Origin of the sequence: Streptomyces sp. NPDC014801 (assembly GCF_043082085.1) — a bacterium.
In the GTDB taxonomy this organism is placed as follows: Bacteria; Actinomycetota; Actinomycetes; order Streptomycetales; family Streptomycetaceae; genus Streptomyces.
Map to the genome: position 1 here is coordinate 181,840 of NZ_JBIBXG010000015.1, position 14,162 is coordinate 196,001.

A 14,162-nucleotide genomic window follows, 5' to 3' on the forward strand; every position below is an offset into this window, starting at 1 on the left:
CCACTGCCTCTGCCACGGTGACGACGCGGAAGGCGCGGGCGCGTGGTCCGCGGGCCCGGCGCCGGGTGTGCCGCGGGTCTCCCTCGTCGCCTCTTTCCGGCCGTCCGGATTGTCAGTGGACGCCTATAACCTCGTAAGCGTGTCGTCTCTCGCGCTGTACCGCCGCTATCGCCCGGAGTCCTTCGCCGAGGTCATCGGGCAGGAGCATGTCACCGACCCGCTGCAGCAGGCGCTGCGGAACAACCGGGTCAATCACGCGTACCTGTTCAGCGGGCCGCGCGGGTGCGGCAAGACGACCAGCGCCCGGATCCTCGCCCGCTGCCTGAACTGTGAGCAAGGTCCCACGCCGACCCCGTGCGGCGAGTGCCAGTCCTGCCGCGACCTCGCCCGCAACGGCCCCGGTTCCATCGACGTCATCGAGATCGACGCCGCTTCCCACGGTGGTGTGGACGACGCCCGTGACCTGCGAGAGAAGGCGTTCTTCGGGCCCGCCCGCAGCCGGTACAAGATCTACATCATCGACGAGGCCCACATGGTCACGTCGGCCGGCTTCAACGCGCTGCTCAAGGTCGTCGAGGAGCCGCCGGAGCATCTGAAGTTCATCTTCGCCACGACCGAGCCCGAGAAGGTCATCGGGACCATCCGGTCGCGTACCCACCACTACCCCTTCCGGCTGGTGCCCCCGGGCACGCTGCGCGAGTACCTCGGCGAGGTGTGCCAGAAGGAGCAGATCCCCGTCGAGGACGGCGTCCTGCCGCTGGTCGTGCGGGCCGGCGCCGGCTCGGTGCGTGACTCGATGTCCGTCATGGACCAGCTCCTCGCCGGTGCCGGCGAGGACGGTGTGACGTACGCCATGGCCACCGCCCTCCTCGGGTACACCGACGGCTCGCTGCTCGACTCCGTCGTCGAGGCCTTCGCCTCCGGTGACGGCTCCGCCGCCTTCGAGGTCGTGGACCGCGTCATCGAGGGCGGCAACGACCCGCGCCGCTTCGTCGCCGACCTGCTGGAGCGGCTGCGCGACCTCGTGATCCTCGCCGCCGTCCCCGACGCCGCCGAGAAGGGGCTGATCGACGCCCCGGCCGACGTCATCGAGCGGATGCAGGCGCAGGCGCGTTCCTTCGGCGCCGCCGAGCTCAGCCGCGCCGCCGACCTGGTCAACGAGGGCCTGACCGAGATGCGCGGCGCGACCTCGCCCCGTCTCCAGCTCGAGCTGATCTGCGCCCGCGTCCTGCTCCCGGCCGCCTACGGCGACGAGCGTTCCGTGATGGCCCGCCTCGACCGCATCGAGCGCGGCGTGAACTTCTCGGCCGGCGCCGGCATGCCCGCCATGGGATACGTCCCCGGGCCCGAGGCCCACGGCGGTCCCGTGCACGGTGGCCCGGCGGCCTCCGGTGCGCCCGTCCCGCCGGGCGCAGGCCCGGCGGCTGCCCGCGCCGCGGTGCGGGCCGCGGGGGGCGGAGCGCCGGGCGCCGGGACCGTGGGTGCCCCCGGTGGTGTGCCGGGTGCCGGTCCCGGTGCGGAGCCCGGCGCCGGTGTGCCCGCTCCCGCCCCGGCGGCCGCGTCCACGGGGGCGTCCGGGCAGCCGGCCGGCGCTCGCCCCGACGCCGTGGGCGGCCCCGCCGGCGGTCCGGCCCCGTACGGCTCCCCCGCCGCGCCCGCCGAGAGCCCCGCGTTGGCCCCGCAGGCGCCTGCGGCCGCCGCTCCGCAGACGCCCGCCGGCCCGGCCGCGCCCGCCGCCCCGGACGCCGCCGCACCTTCCGCTTCCGCGCCCGCCCCCGGCGCCTGGCCCACCGCCGCCCCGGCCGGCGGGGGCCGTCGGCCCGGCGGCTGGCCCACGGCCACCCCGGCGGGCGGCGGCGCACGCCCCGCCACGGCTCCCGGGCCCGGCGGTCAGGGCCCCGGCGGCTCCGGCCCCGCGGCCGGTGCCGGTCGTACCCCTGCCACCCCTGCTCCCTCGGCCCCCGCCGCACCCCCGGCCGCGTCACCCGCGCCCGCCGCCCCGGCTCCCGCCCCCGGTGGGCTCGACCCGCGCGGGCTGTGGCCGAACATCCTGGAGGCCGTGAAGAACCGCCGGCGCTTCACCTGGATCCTGCTCAGCCAGAACGCCCAGGTCACCGGCTTCGACGGCACCACCCTGCAGCTCGGCTTCGTCAACGCCGGCGCCCGGGACAACTTCGCCGGCAGCGGCAGCGAGGACGTGCTGCGGCAGGCGCTGGCCGAGCAGTTCAACGTCCACTGGAAGATCGAGGCCGTCGTCGACCCGTCCGGCGGCTCCGCCCCGCCGTCGCCCGGCGGCCCCGGCGGCTTCGGCGGCGGCCCCACCGGCGGGTACGGCGGCGGCCCCACCGGCGGGTACGGCGGCGGCTCCTCCGGCTTCGGCGGCGGTGGCGCCGGCGGCTACGGCACGGGTGGCGGTGCCACGGCCGTACAGCGCCCGGCGCCCGCGCAGCCCGCCGCCCCGCCGTCCGGGCCGGCCTCACCGCCGCAGGCGTCCGTGCCCGCCCCCGCCCCGGCACCCACGTCCCTGGCGCCGGAACCGCCGCCGGTCGCCCTCGAGGACGACATCCCGGAGGACGACGACCCCGACCTGAACGAGTCGGCCCTGTCCGGCTACGAACTGATCGTCAAGGAGCTGGGAGCGACGGTCGTGGAGGAGTTCACCAACGAGTGACGTGCCGGGCGCCCGCCCGGGAGGTGCCGAGCGCCCAGCTCAGGCCCCTGTGCTCGGAGAAAACTACGAAGCGCGGCGCCGTTGGCCCTCGGAAACCCGCACAAGGGCACGGCGCCGCCTCCGGTTAGGCTGACCCCGTGAAGGTCCTCGTCATCGGCAGCGGCGCCCGCGAACACGCCCTGTGCCGCTCCCTGTCCCTCGACCCCGCCGTGACCGCGCTGCACTGCGCTCCCGGCAACGCCGGCATCGCCGAGGTCGCCGAGCTGCGCCAGGTGGACGCCCTGGACGGCGCCGCCGTGGCCGCGCTGGCCGGTGAGCTGGGCGCCGACCTGGTGGTCGTCGGCCCGGAGGCGCCGCTGGTCGCGGGCGTCGCCGACGCCGTGCGCGCCGCCGGCATCCCGGTCTTCGGCCCGTCCGGCGAGGCCGCGCAGATCGAGGGCTCCAAGGCCTTCGCCAAGGACGTGATGGCCGCCGCCGGCGTCCCCACCGCGCGGTCCTACGTCTGCACGACCGCCGACGAGGTCGCCGAGGCCCTCGACGCCTTCGGCGCCCCCTACGTCGTCAAGGACGACGGGCTGGCCGCCGGCAAGGGCGTCGTCGTCACCGACGACCTGCAGACCGCCATCCAGCACGCCGCCGCCTGCGAGCGCGTGGTCATCGAGGAGTACCTCGACGGCCCCGAGGTCTCCCTCTTCGCCGTCACCGACGGCGAGACGGTCGTCCCGCTCCAGCCCGCCCAGGACTTCAAGCGCGCGCTGGACGGCGACGAGGGCCCGAACACCGGCGGCATGGGCGCGTACTCCCCGCTGCCCTGGGCCGACCCCAAGCTGGTCGACGAGGTGCTGGAGACGGTCCTGCAGCCGACCGTCGACGAGATGCGCCGCCGCGGCACTCCCTTCTCCGGGCTGCTGTACGCGGGTCTGGCCATCACCAGCCGCGGTGTGCGGGTCATCGAGTTCAACGCCCGTTTCGGCGACCCCGAGACCCAGGTGGTCCTGGCCCGGCTGCGCACGCCGCTCGCCGGGCTGCTGATGGCCGCCGCCACCGGCACGCTCGCCGACCTGGAGCCGCTGCGCTGGAGCGAGGACGCCGCGGTCACCGTGGTCGTCGCCTCCCACAACTACCCCGGCACCCCGCGCACCGGTGACCCGATCACCGGCCTCGACGAGGTCGCCGCGCAGGACGCTCCGCACGCGTACGTGCTCCACGCCGGCACCCGGCGCGAGGGCGAGCAGGTCGTGAGCGCCGGCGGCCGGGTGCTGTCGGTCACCGCCACGGGCAAGGACCTCGACGAGGCCCGCGAGCGGGCGTACACGGCCGTCGGGCGGATCCGGCTTGACGGCTCGCAGCACCGCACGGACATCGCGGCGAAGGCGGCCGCGCAGGCGTAGGGCGCGCTTCACCAGGCATGTTCAGGCCCCGGACTCCTCCACGGAATCCGGGGCCTGATCCTTGCTGTCCGTCACCCAGCTCTGACCAAAGCCATTCCATCGAGTGACCAATCCGATTTCCTGCTGACGTGGGGCGGGCCCCCAACTAGGGTGCGGCACACGTGTTCCGGCACTTGGCCCACCGGCATTGCGATGTCAGTGGCGGGTGCCACAGTGGGGGAGTGAGCAAGTCCAGGAAGCCACGGCGACAGGCAGGGGGTGAGGTCGGCTCGTGACCGGCATGGGTGTGGAAGCGGGAGCGCGGGCCGCGCGGGCCCGGGCCCTGGCCGTGCTGCGGATCCGCAGCCGGGCCACGGCGGTGGCCCTGCTTCCCGCGGCGCTCGCGGTGATCCTCCTGGCCGGCGGCTCCACCGGGCACCTCGTGGGCCCGGGCTGGGACGTCGCCCGCTGGGTGGTCGGCGTGCCGGCGCTGCTCGTGCTCCTCGCCGCCGTCGGCATCGGCCTGGTCGTGGCCCGCGCCCGCCCGGCCGTCAGCCCTACGGTCCCGCTCGCCGAGGAGGCCGCCCCGGACCTGTACCGGCTGGTGCGCGACCTCGCCGACCGCCTGGACGTCCCGGCCCCGTCGGCCGTGGCGCTCACCCCGGACTGCGACAGCTGGCTGGAGGAGCGCACCCACCCGCCGCACGGCCCGCCCGCCCCGTCCGCGACCCGCCCCGCGGGCAAGGACGACCTGGCCGGCGAGGGCAGGCTCCACGCCCACCGGCGGGCTCCCGCCACGGTGCTGGTCATAGGGTCGCCGTTCCTGTGGTGGATGCGGGTGGGCGAACTGCGCGCCCTGCTCGCCCCGGTCGTCGCCGGTACGGGACCCGCGGCGCACCCGGACATAGCCGCCGCCCGCCGCTTCGTGCGCGGACTGGACGCGGCGGTGGCCGTGGCCGCCACCCCGGGCCGCTGTCTGTTCCTGAAGTCGGTGTGCGCGGGCGTCGGCTGGGTGGCCCGGCTGCTGCTGCGCAGCTGCCGGGGGCACGCGGCGGAGATGGAGCGCGGGGTCGCCGCGGCGGCCGCCGAGCGGGCCCAGACCGTGGACTACGGCCTCAGGATCGTCGCCCAGGAGCAGGTCGGCCTCGCGTACGCGGGCTGGGACCGTCTGCTCACCCGGGTCGCGTTGCCCGCCTGGCGGATGGGCCGCTGGCCGGCCCGGCTGGACGCCGGCGTGGTCGCCGCCCTCACCGAACTGTCCCGGCGCGACCGGCTGGCGGAGGGCTTCACCTCCCGGCTCGGCGAGCGTCCCGCCTGCGATCTGCTGGAGGAGCCCGGCCTGGTCGACGAGGCCGCCTCCCTGCTGGCCGCCCGCCTCTTCCACGGCGGCCCCGCCGAACCCGGCCCGGACTGGTCGCCGGTGGACTGGCAGGCGTATCCGGAGGAGGTCGTCGACCGCAAGTGGCGCACCGACGCCGCCCGCCTGCACCGGGTCCTGGACGCCCTGGGCGTACGCCCCGCCACCGACACGGCCGGCCCCGACCCCATGAGCCCGACGCTCTCCCGCGTCCTCGACCACCTCTCCGCACCGGCGACCGCCACCCGCGCCCCCGCGCACGACCCCGGCGCCTTCAGTCCCACCGGCGGGCCCACCCCCGGCCGCACCGCCCCCGCGCACGACCCGGGCGCGACCGCCCCCGCCCCCGCCCCTGCGACCGCCCCCGCCTCGGCCCTCGACGGCGCCCTCGGTCCGGACGGCGACGGCGACGATCTGACGTCCCCTCGCAGCGCGGCGCTCGCCGCGAGCCTGAGCGCGGAACTGGCCGGCGAGGAGGCCGCCGCACCCGCCCCCACGGGCTCCGCCGAGCACGCCCCGGCCGCCCTGTGGGCCGACGCGGCGCTGCCGCTCTTCCCGCTCCAGCCCCCGCGCACCCCGCGCGAGATCCTCACCGACCACGTCACGGCGACCGTGTGCTGCGCCGCCATCGACACCGCCGGTGCCGCGCCCGGCCTGGACTGGCTCGACGGCCCCACCCTGGTGATCAACGGCGAACGCGCCACCGATCTGACCCCCAGAGTGCTGAGCCTGATAGAGGACGGCGACCCCTCCCCGCTGCGGGAGTGGCTCACCGCCACCGGCATACGGCCCGAAAAGCCCCTCCGGCTGGTCTGACGGCACCCGGCGCTCCGGCCACCGCGGGACAGACCGGCCGCGCTCACCCGCGCAGCCGCAGGGCCCCGGAACGGCTCCCGGCCAACGCCACGGCCCCGGCGTCCGCCCGCACCCGGCCCCGCCGAAGCCCCCGTCCCCGGGGACCGGCCCCTCCGCACCCCACCCCGCCTCGGAGCGGCGGATTCCACTTTCGGCCAATTCACAACGAATAGTGACAGCATGCGTGCGTTATGTGATGTGCTGGGACCGGTCACGCACATGGCAAGCGCGTGCGACATAAGACAGGTGAACGAGCAAGGACGTCGGGCGCGTACGGGGGCGTGAGGGAGGGGAGCGACCATGGGGTCGGACCAGATCCGCCGCTGGGAGTCGGGAGCACTGGCGCACGCCGTGACGGACCCCTTCGGCCAGGGCCCCGTTCCCTGGCTGCGCGGCAGCGAGACGTACTTCGACGACACCGGCCAGGTCGTCCCCTGGTACGTCGACACGGTCCCGGCGCAGAGCACCCGCAAGGGCACCGCCCGCGTCCCCTCCCCGCGCGCCGAGCGGCACGGCCTGCGCTCCGCCGACGACGTGCACCGGCAGATCAAGGGGTTCGTCTCCACCGGCGCGGTCGCCCCGGGCGAGGCCGTCGACTTCCATGTGACGGTCGACCCGCCCCAGGAGTTCTCCGTCGACGTCTACCGCATCGGCCACTACGGCGGTGACGGCGCCGCCAAGATCACCACCAGCCCCCGGCTGTCCGGCATCGTCCAGCCGCCCCCGCTCGCCGCCGACCGCACGGTCTCCTGCCACCACTGGTGGCTGTCCTGGCGGCTGCAGATCCCCTCCTACTGGAGCGTCGGCGCCTACGTCGCGGTGCTCACCACCGGCGACGGCCGCTACCGGTCCCACATCCCCTTCACCGTGCGCGACGACCGCCCCGCCGACCTGCTGCTGATCCTGCCCGACGTGACCTGGCAGGCGTACAACCTCTATCCGGAGGACGGCCGCACCGGCGCGAGCCTGTACCACGCGTGGGACGAGGAGGGCCGGCTGCTCGGCGAGGCCGACGCGGCGACCACGGTCTCCTTCGACCGCCCCTACGCCGGCGCGGGCCTGCCGCTGCACGTCGGCCACGCCTACGACGTCATCCGCTGGGCCGAGCGCTACGGCTACGACCTCGCCTACGCCGACGCCCGCGACCTGCACGCCGGCCGCATCGACCCGGCGCGCTACCGGGGCCTGGTCTTCCCCGGCCACGACGAGTACTGGTCCGTGCCCATGCGCCGGGCCGCCGAGCAGGCCCGCGACCACGGCACGTCCCTGGTGTTCCTGTCCGCCAACACCATGTACTGGCAGGTCGAGCTCGGCCCCTCGCCCTCCGGCGTCCCCGACCGGCTGCTGACCTGCCGTAAACGCAAGGGCCCCGGCAAGCCCGTCCTCTGGCGCGAAATCGACCGTCCCGAGCAGCAGCTGGTCGGCATCCAGTACGCCGGCCGGGTCCCCGAGCCGCACCCGCTGATCGTCCGCAACGCCGGCCACTGGCTGTGGGAGGCGACCGGCGCGCAGGAGGGCGACGCACTCGACGGCCTGGTCGCGGGCGAGGCCGACCGTTACTTCCCGCGCGCGCCCCTGCCCGAGCACGAGGAACGCGTCCTGCTCGCCCACTCCCCGTACCGGGACACCGAGGGCGCCCTGCGCCACCAGGAGACGTCCCTGTACCGGGCACCGTCCGGCGCGTGGGTGTTCGCCTCCGGCACCTTCGCCTGGTCTCCGGCCCTGGACCGCCCGGGCCACGTCGACCCCCGCATCCAGCGCGCCACGGCGAACCTGCTGGACCGCATCTGCAAACGGGACTGAACGCCCCCTTCCGACCCGACGTCCTAGGCACGCCCCTCATACGGGACAATCGAGCCATTGGCCCGCCCGTCTCCCACCACCGCCCTATGCGAGCCCTGCGGGCCCCCCTCTGTTTCAACCACGGGGAGGAACCGTGTCCGGATTCGTAGAAAAGCCCGAGCCGCTTCAGGTGCCGGGCCTGGTGCACTTGCACACCGGCAAGGTGCGCGAGCTGTACCAGAACGAGGCGGGCGACCTCGTGATGGTCGCCAGTGACCGCATGTCCGCCTACGACTGGGTGCTGCCCACGGAGATCCCCGACAAGGGCCGCATCCTCACGCAGCTCTCGCTGTGGTGGTTCGACCAGCTCGCCGACCTGGTGCCCAACCATGTGCTGAGCACGGAGCTGCCCGAGGGCGCCCCCGCGGACTGGCGCGGCCGCACCCTGATCTGCAAGTCGCTGAAGATGGTCCCCGTGGAGTGCGTGGCCCGTGGCTACCTCACCGGCTCGGGCCTGCTGGAGTACAACGACTCCCGCACGGTCTGCGGCCTCGCCCTGCCCGAGGGCCTGGTCGACGGTTCCGAACTGCCCGCCCCGATCTTCACCCCGGCCACCAAGGCCGAGGTCGGCGAGCACGACGAGAACGTCTCCTACGAGGAGGTCGCCCGCCAGGTCGGCGCCGACACCGCCGCCCAGCTGCGCCAGGCCACCCTCGCCGTCTACGGCCGCGCCCGGGACATCGCCCGCGACCGCGGGATCATCCTCGCGGACACCAAGTTCGAGTTCGGCTTCGAGGGCGAGCAGCTGGTCATCGCCGACGAGGTGCTGACCCCGGACTCCTCCCGCTTCTGGCCGGCCGACCAGTGGCAGCCGGGCCGGACCCAGCCGTCGTACGACAAGCAGTTCGTGCGCGACTGGCTGACCTCGGCCGAGTCCGGCTGGGACCGCACGAGCGAGCAGCCGCCGCCGGAGCTGCCGGAGCAGGTGGTCGAGGCCACCCGCGCCAAGTACGTCGAGGCGTACGAGCGCCTGACGGGCGTGCGCTGGAGCTGACGCCCGCGGTTCCTCCCGCCCCCCGCCCCCGGTGCGAGCCGGGGGCGTCGGCGTAAGGGGACACGAAAGACCGCCTGCGCGACGGGGGCGGGAAAAGCTCCCCGCACGCCACGGGGACACGAAAAGACCCCGGTCCCAGAGGGACCGGGGTCTCATTCCCGAGCGGACGACGAGGCTCGAACTCGCGACCTCAACCTTGGCAAGGTTGCGCTCTACCAACTGAGCTACGTCCGCGTTGCGCCGTGGCGCGAGAGCAACTATACCCAACCTCGCTCGCGTGCGAGACGCACTGCCGCATGCCGGTTCTCCGCACCGAGTTTCGTGACGGCCGAGGAGAGGTAGTTCCGCACGGTTCCGGGCGACAGCGCGGCCCGCTCCGCGATCTCCGCGACGGGCGCGCCGTCGGCGGCGAGTTCGAGCACCTCGGCCTCCCGGGCGGTCAGCGGCGAGTCCCCGGCGGAGATCGCGTCGGCGGCCAACTCCGGATCCACGTAACGGTTTCCGGCGTGCACGGTACGGATGATCTCGGCGAGCCGCTGCGCGCTGACGGTCTTCGGCACGAAGCCGCGCACGCCCGCGGCGAGCGCCCGCTTCAGGTGTCCGGGCCGGCCGTGACTGGTGACGATCAGCACCCGGCAGGCGGGCAGTTCGGCCCGCAGGGATGTGGCGACCTTCACACCGTCGGCGCCCGGCATCTGCAGATCCAGGACCGCCACGTCGGGTGCGTGGGCCCGTGCCATCGCCAGGGCCTCCGGTCCGCTCGCCGCCTCCGCGACCACGAGGAGGTCGTCCTCCAGCGCGAGCAGCGCGGCCAGCGCACCCCGGATGAGGTGCTCGTCGTCCGCGAGCAGCACCCGCACGCTCACGCCACGGCCTCCTCGGCCGAGGCGGCCACCGGCGACGCCGAGCCGGACTCCCGCGCAGACCCCGGGCCGGACACCGGCGACGCCGAGCCGGCCTCCCGCGGCGACGCCGAGCCGGCCTTCCGCGGCGACGCCGAGCCGACGCCCTGCCCCGCTCCCGCCCCCAGCGGCACCCGTGCCACCACCCGGAACACCCCGCCCTCGACCGGTCCCGCCGTCAGCGTCCCGTCGACGTCCGCGAGCCGCTCCCGCAGCCCGGCGAGGCCCGAACCCCCGCCGCCGACCTCGCGGACGGCGGTCGCCCCGTCGTTCTCCACCGTCAGCACCACACGCCCCTGAGACACCTCCACGTCCACCGCGCACCGCGCGGCGTCCCCGTGCCGCAGCACGTTCGTCGTCGCCTCGCGCACCACCCAGCCGAGCGCCGACTGCACCCCGGCCGGCAACGCACCGACTTCCCCGGTCACCTCGCAGGCGATCCCGGCCGCCGTCAACACACCCTGCGCCCCGGCGAGTTCCACACCCAGGTCGGCCTCCCGGTAACCGCGCACGACCTCCCGCACCTCGCGCTGCGACTCCTGCGCGATGCGCTGCACCTCGATCATCTGCTCCACGGCCTCCGGCCGTCCCCGCCGCGCCAGCTGCACCGCCAGCTCGCTCTTGAGCGCGATCACCGCGAGGTTGCGCCCCATCACGTCGTGCAGGTCCCGCCCGAACCGCAGCCGTTCCTCCGCGACGGCGAGCCGCGCCTCGATCTCCCGGGCCCGCTCGGCCTCCCACAGCACCGACAGCGTCCAGGCGCCGCAGCGGCACGCGGCCAGCGAGAAGAGCAGGCAGAAGGCGACCACGCAGCCGATCCACACCACCTCGACGGCGGTGGAGCCGGTGACGGCGAACAGCGCCATGCAGGCCGCTCCGGTCAGGGTGCCCCGCACCAGATAGGGCCGGGGCGGCACGACCAGGGCGTACACGAACCCGAACGCGGTCAGGATCGCGCCGAGCAGGAGCCGGCCGCTGAACGGCTCGATGCCGGAGGTCAGCCGCAGGGCCAGGACGAGGGCGACCCCCAGTCCGAGCAGCACCGCCGGGAACACGAGCCGCCGCGGGGCCAGCGGGGCGCGCCCCAGGAAGTGGTCGAGCGCCGGCCGGGTCAGCAGATTGGCCCAGAGGCACTGCAGGACGCCCACCAGGAGCAGCAGGACGCCCAGCAGCACGGGCAGGGTGTCGTGGCGCAGGTCGCCCGCGAGGGGGAGGACCAGCCAGGTGCCGCTGAACGCCCAGATGCTCAGGCCCCAGGTGATCACGCTCTGCAGTTCGACCCGCTCGGCCTTGCTCCGCTCCCGCCAGTGGCGCCGCTGCCACCCCCGTATCCGGCCCAACACCGCGTCCTCCCCTGTTCCTCGCGCGGCCCGGTCAGCGCCGCGGCTCCCACCGGAACCATCGCCGTACAGCAAACACCGCGGTGACGATCCAGGCCAGGGCGGTCACCAGGGCCTGCACGGCGTCACCGGTCGACAGGGTGCCGCTCCAGCCGCCGCGCACCAGCGTGACGACCGGGCTGAGCGGCAGCAGGCCGCACACCGCGGCCACCCGGTCCGGGAACAGCTCCGTCGGGACCATCAGCCCGGAGCCGACCATGGAGACCAGGATGAACGGCAGCGAGGTGACCTGCGCGCTCTCCACGGTCCGCGAGAAGCTCGCGGTGAGCGCGGCCAGCGCGGCGCACAGCACCAGCCGGGTCAGCACCCCGAGGACGGCCCACTGGGGGGCCTCGGGCGCGGCCACGTGGAGCACGGCCGTGCAGGCGGCCACGAGGACCACCGACTGCACCAGCCCGGTCGCGACGGCGGGCAGCGAGGCACCGGCGAGGATCTCGCCGTCCCGCAGCTCGCCGGTGCGCAGCCGCTTGAGCACGAGTTCCTCCCGGCGGGCGGCGAGGACGCCGACCAGCGCGCCGTAGACGGCGAACAGCAGGGAGAAGCCGATCGAGGCGGGCAGCACCACCAGCCCGATGTCGAGGCCGGCGCTTGCGAGGTCCATCTCCTTGACCGTCGAGCGCATGGTGAAGGGCATCACCAGCGGCACCAGCACGGCCGTGACGAGCACGCTCTTGCTGCGGGCGAGCAGGGTCAGCTCGGCGCGGGCGAGTGCCGCCATCCGGCCCGCGGGGGAGGTCGTCAGGGTGCTCATGCCGCGTACTCCTCGGTCCTCGCTCCACTCCCGCCCCCATGTGCCGCTGCGGCGGCCTCCCGGGCGATCCCCAGGAACGCCTCCTCCAGCGACGCCGACCGCACGTCCAGCCGGCCGAGCTCCAGCCCTTCCCGCTCGGCCCACACCAGCAGGGCGGTGGCGGTGCGCTGCAGGGTGTGGGTGCGCAGCCGTACGACGCGGCCGTCCACCTCGTGTGCGCACACCCCGAGCGCGGGCAGCGGGGGCAGGTCGCCGAGGTGGTGTCCCTCGGGCAGTTCGAAGGTGATCCGGGACGGCTGCGCGGCGGTGACCTCGGCGGGGGTGCCGGCGGCGGCGATGCGTCCTTCGTGCAGGATCGCGAGCCGGTCGGCGAGGTCCTCGGCCTCTTCCAGGTAGTGCGTGGTCAGCAGCACGGTGGTGCCTTCGTCGCGCAGGGCCCGCACCAGCTCCCAGGTGTCGCGGCGGCCCTCGGCGTCCAGTCCGGTCGTCGGCTCGTCCAGGAACAGCACCTCGGGGCGCCCGAGCAGGGCCAGCGCCAGGTCCAGCCGGCGCCGTTCGCCGCCGGAGAGCTGCTTGACCCGTACGGCGGTCTTGCCGGCCAGCCCGACCAGCGCCAGTGCCTCGTCCACGGGGCGGGCCCCGCTCACGCACCCCGCCCACATGCGCGCCGTCTCGGTGACGGTCAGCTCGGACGGGAAGCCGCCCTCCTGCAGCATCACGCCCGTGCGGGGGCGTACGGCGGCGCGCTCGGTGTACGGATCGTGGCCAAGGACGCGCACCCGGCCGCCGGAGGGGCGGGCGAGCCCCTCCAGCAGTTCCACGGTGGACGTCTTGCCGGCGCCGTTGGTGCCGAGGAGCGCGAAGATCTCGCCGCGTTTCACGTGAAACGTGATCCCGCGCACCGCCTGGAACCCGCCCCCGTAGACACGCCGGAGGTCGGTGACCTCAATCACGTGTTCGCTGGTGTTCATGAGGCCAGCGTCCCGGCGCGGCGAATCGTCCGGCAGTGCGCGCTGTCATCACTGCTCATGACAAATGTCAGAAGGCGCGCGGAGGGAAAACGCGGGGCGCGGACATACGACGAAGGCCCCGGTCCTCAGGACCGGGGCCTTCATTCCCGAGCGGACGACGAGGCTCGAACTCGCGACCTCAACCTTGGCAAGGTTGCGCTCTACCAACTGAGCTACGTCCGCATTGCGGCCGACCGGCTCCCACCGATCGGTGCGTGCACCAGCCTACCTGATCCACAGGAGTGGTTCTGACGGCGATGCAGAGCGGGTGACAGGAATCGCACACTGCGCCTTCCCCCTGGAAGGGGGATGTTCTACTACTGAACTACACCCGCATTGCCGGTGTGAGCTGGGCCTTTCGGCTTCGCCCCGCGGCGTGCTCAGACTTTAGCCGACCGGGAGGGGTGCAGCGCAAGTCGGCTTGCGGCAGGGGCGGCTGACCGGGCGTCGGAAGGGGGTCCGGCGGGGGCTCAGCGGGCGGCCGCGAACGCCTCGTACACCTTCTTCGGGATCCGGCCGCGGGCCGGGACGTCCATCTTGTTGGCCTGGGCCCAGGCCCGTACGGCCGCCGGATCGGGGGCGACCTCGGTCTGCTGGTAGGCCTTGCCGGACCGCGAGCGCTTGCGGCCGGCCTCCACGTAGGGCGCGAGCGCCTTGCGCAGTTTCTTGGCGTTGGTTTCGTTCAGGTCGATCTCGTACGACTTGCCGTCGAGCCCGAAGACGACCGTTTCCGCCGCTTCCGAGCCGTCCATGTCGTCAAAGAGCGTGACCACGACCTTCTGCGCCACGAATATCGGTCCCTTCTGCGGCACCTTGATACAGCTCATCAGCGATGACGTGCCGAGTATCGGTTATCGGCATTTCATTTGTACAGTGCGCGCCATTGGAAAGTGAAGCCCGACTAAATCGCCCCGCGTGTCCCGGTGCAATAGGTATCGCGGGCCGATCGGGGATCTTTCCCAGAACTTTTCGCGAGCGTACCGGCCTGATACCCGATCGTGATGGGCGTC

The 14,162-nt window shown here is 74.2% G+C and carries 10 protein-coding genes and 3 tRNA genes; 5 read left to right on the top strand and 8 right to left on the bottom strand.

Annotation, left to right across the window (positions count from 1 at the left end; all coding sequences use genetic code 11):
- Positions 1 to 139 precede the first annotated feature (139 nt).
- The 5 genes from ACF1AL_RS33385 (at position 140) to ACF1AL_RS33405 (ending at position 9,089) form a co-directional block, all read left to right on the top strand.
- Positions 140 to 2,671 (top strand): DNA polymerase III subunit gamma and tau, encoded by a 2,532-nt coding sequence (locus ACF1AL_RS33385; protein ID WP_391828480.1) that lies wholly within the window; start codon positions 140 to 142, stop codon positions 2,669 to 2,671.
- 137 nt (positions 2,672 to 2,808) lie between these two features.
- Positions 2,809 to 4,062 carry a phosphoribosylamine--glycine ligase gene (gene purD / locus ACF1AL_RS33390; protein ID WP_391828482.1) on the top strand — a complete coding sequence of 418 codons (1,254 nt, stop codon included), beginning with the start codon at positions 2,809 to 2,811 and terminating at the stop codon, positions 4,060 to 4,062.
- A gap of 280 nt (positions 4,063 to 4,342) precedes the next feature.
- Complete coding sequence (locus ACF1AL_RS33395) at positions 4,343 to 6,214, top strand: hypothetical protein (RefSeq protein WP_391828533.1); 1,872 nt, start codon at positions 4,343 to 4,345, stop codon at positions 6,212 to 6,214.
- 339 nt (positions 6,215 to 6,553) lie between these two features.
- Positions 6,554 to 8,056 carry a N,N-dimethylformamidase beta subunit family domain-containing protein gene (locus ACF1AL_RS33400; protein ID WP_391661782.1) on the top strand — a complete coding sequence of 501 codons (1,503 nt, stop codon included), beginning with the start codon at positions 6,554 to 6,556 and terminating at the stop codon, positions 8,054 to 8,056.
- 133 nt (positions 8,057 to 8,189) lie between these two features.
- Entirely contained in the window at positions 8,190 to 9,089 is a 900-nt protein-coding gene (locus tag ACF1AL_RS33405) for a phosphoribosylaminoimidazolesuccinocarboxamide synthase (RefSeq protein WP_391702411.1), read from the top strand.
- 161 nt (positions 9,090 to 9,250) lie between these two features.
- Here the strand turns inward: ACF1AL_RS33405 and ACF1AL_RS33410 are convergent.
- From ACF1AL_RS33410 to ACF1AL_RS33445, 8 genes are all read right to left on the bottom strand, one after another.
- Positions 9,251 to 9,323, bottom strand: a tRNA-Gly gene (locus ACF1AL_RS33410).
- A gap of 23 nt (positions 9,324 to 9,346) precedes the next feature.
- Entirely contained in the window at positions 9,347 to 9,955 is a 609-nt protein-coding gene (locus tag ACF1AL_RS33415) for a response regulator (protein WP_391828484.1), read from the bottom strand.
- Entirely contained in the window at positions 9,952 to 11,334 is a 1,383-nt protein-coding gene (locus tag ACF1AL_RS33420; protein WP_391828486.1) for a sensor histidine kinase, read from the bottom strand. The genes ACF1AL_RS33415 and ACF1AL_RS33420 overlap by 4 nt, the downstream gene beginning before the upstream one ends.
- A 31-nt stretch (positions 11,335 to 11,365) precedes the next feature.
- Complete coding sequence (locus ACF1AL_RS33425) at positions 11,366 to 12,142, bottom strand: ABC transporter permease (protein ID WP_391828488.1); 777 nt, start codon at positions 12,140 to 12,142, stop codon at positions 11,366 to 11,368.
- Positions 12,139 to 13,113, bottom strand: coding sequence for an ABC transporter ATP-binding protein (locus tag ACF1AL_RS33430; protein ID WP_391828490.1), 975 nt, complete (start codon positions 13,111 to 13,113; stop codon positions 12,139 to 12,141). The genes ACF1AL_RS33425 and ACF1AL_RS33430 overlap by 4 nt, the downstream gene beginning before the upstream one ends.
- 149 nt (positions 13,114 to 13,262) lie before the next feature.
- Positions 13,263 to 13,335: transfer RNA gene (locus ACF1AL_RS33435), tRNA-Gly, on the bottom strand.
- 80 nt (positions 13,336 to 13,415) lie between these two features.
- A tRNA-Gly gene (locus tag ACF1AL_RS33440) sits at positions 13,416 to 13,487 on the bottom strand.
- Between the two features lie 135 nt (positions 13,488 to 13,622).
- Positions 13,623 to 13,940: an Lsr2 family protein gene (locus ACF1AL_RS33445; protein ID WP_103784031.1), complete on the bottom strand. Its 318-nt coding sequence runs from the start codon at positions 13,938 to 13,940 to the stop codon at positions 13,623 to 13,625.
- Positions 13,941 to 14,162 lie beyond the last annotated feature (222 nt).

Coding starts and splice junctions, on each gene's coding strand:
- ACF1AL_RS33430 (WP_391828490.1), bottom strand. CDS start 13,113: ATGAACACCAGCGAACACGTGATTGAGGTCACCGACCTCCGGCGTGTC.
- ACF1AL_RS33400 (WP_391661782.1), top strand. CDS start 6,554: ATGGGGTCGGACCAGATCCGCCGCTGGGAGTCGGGAGCACTGGCGCAC.
- ACF1AL_RS33395 (WP_391828533.1), top strand. CDS start 4,343: ATGGGTGTGGAAGCGGGAGCGCGGGCCGCGCGGGCCCGGGCCCTGGCC.
- ACF1AL_RS33425 (WP_391828488.1), bottom strand. CDS start 12,142: ATGAGCACCCTGACGACCTCCCCCGCGGGCCGGATGGCGGCACTCGCC.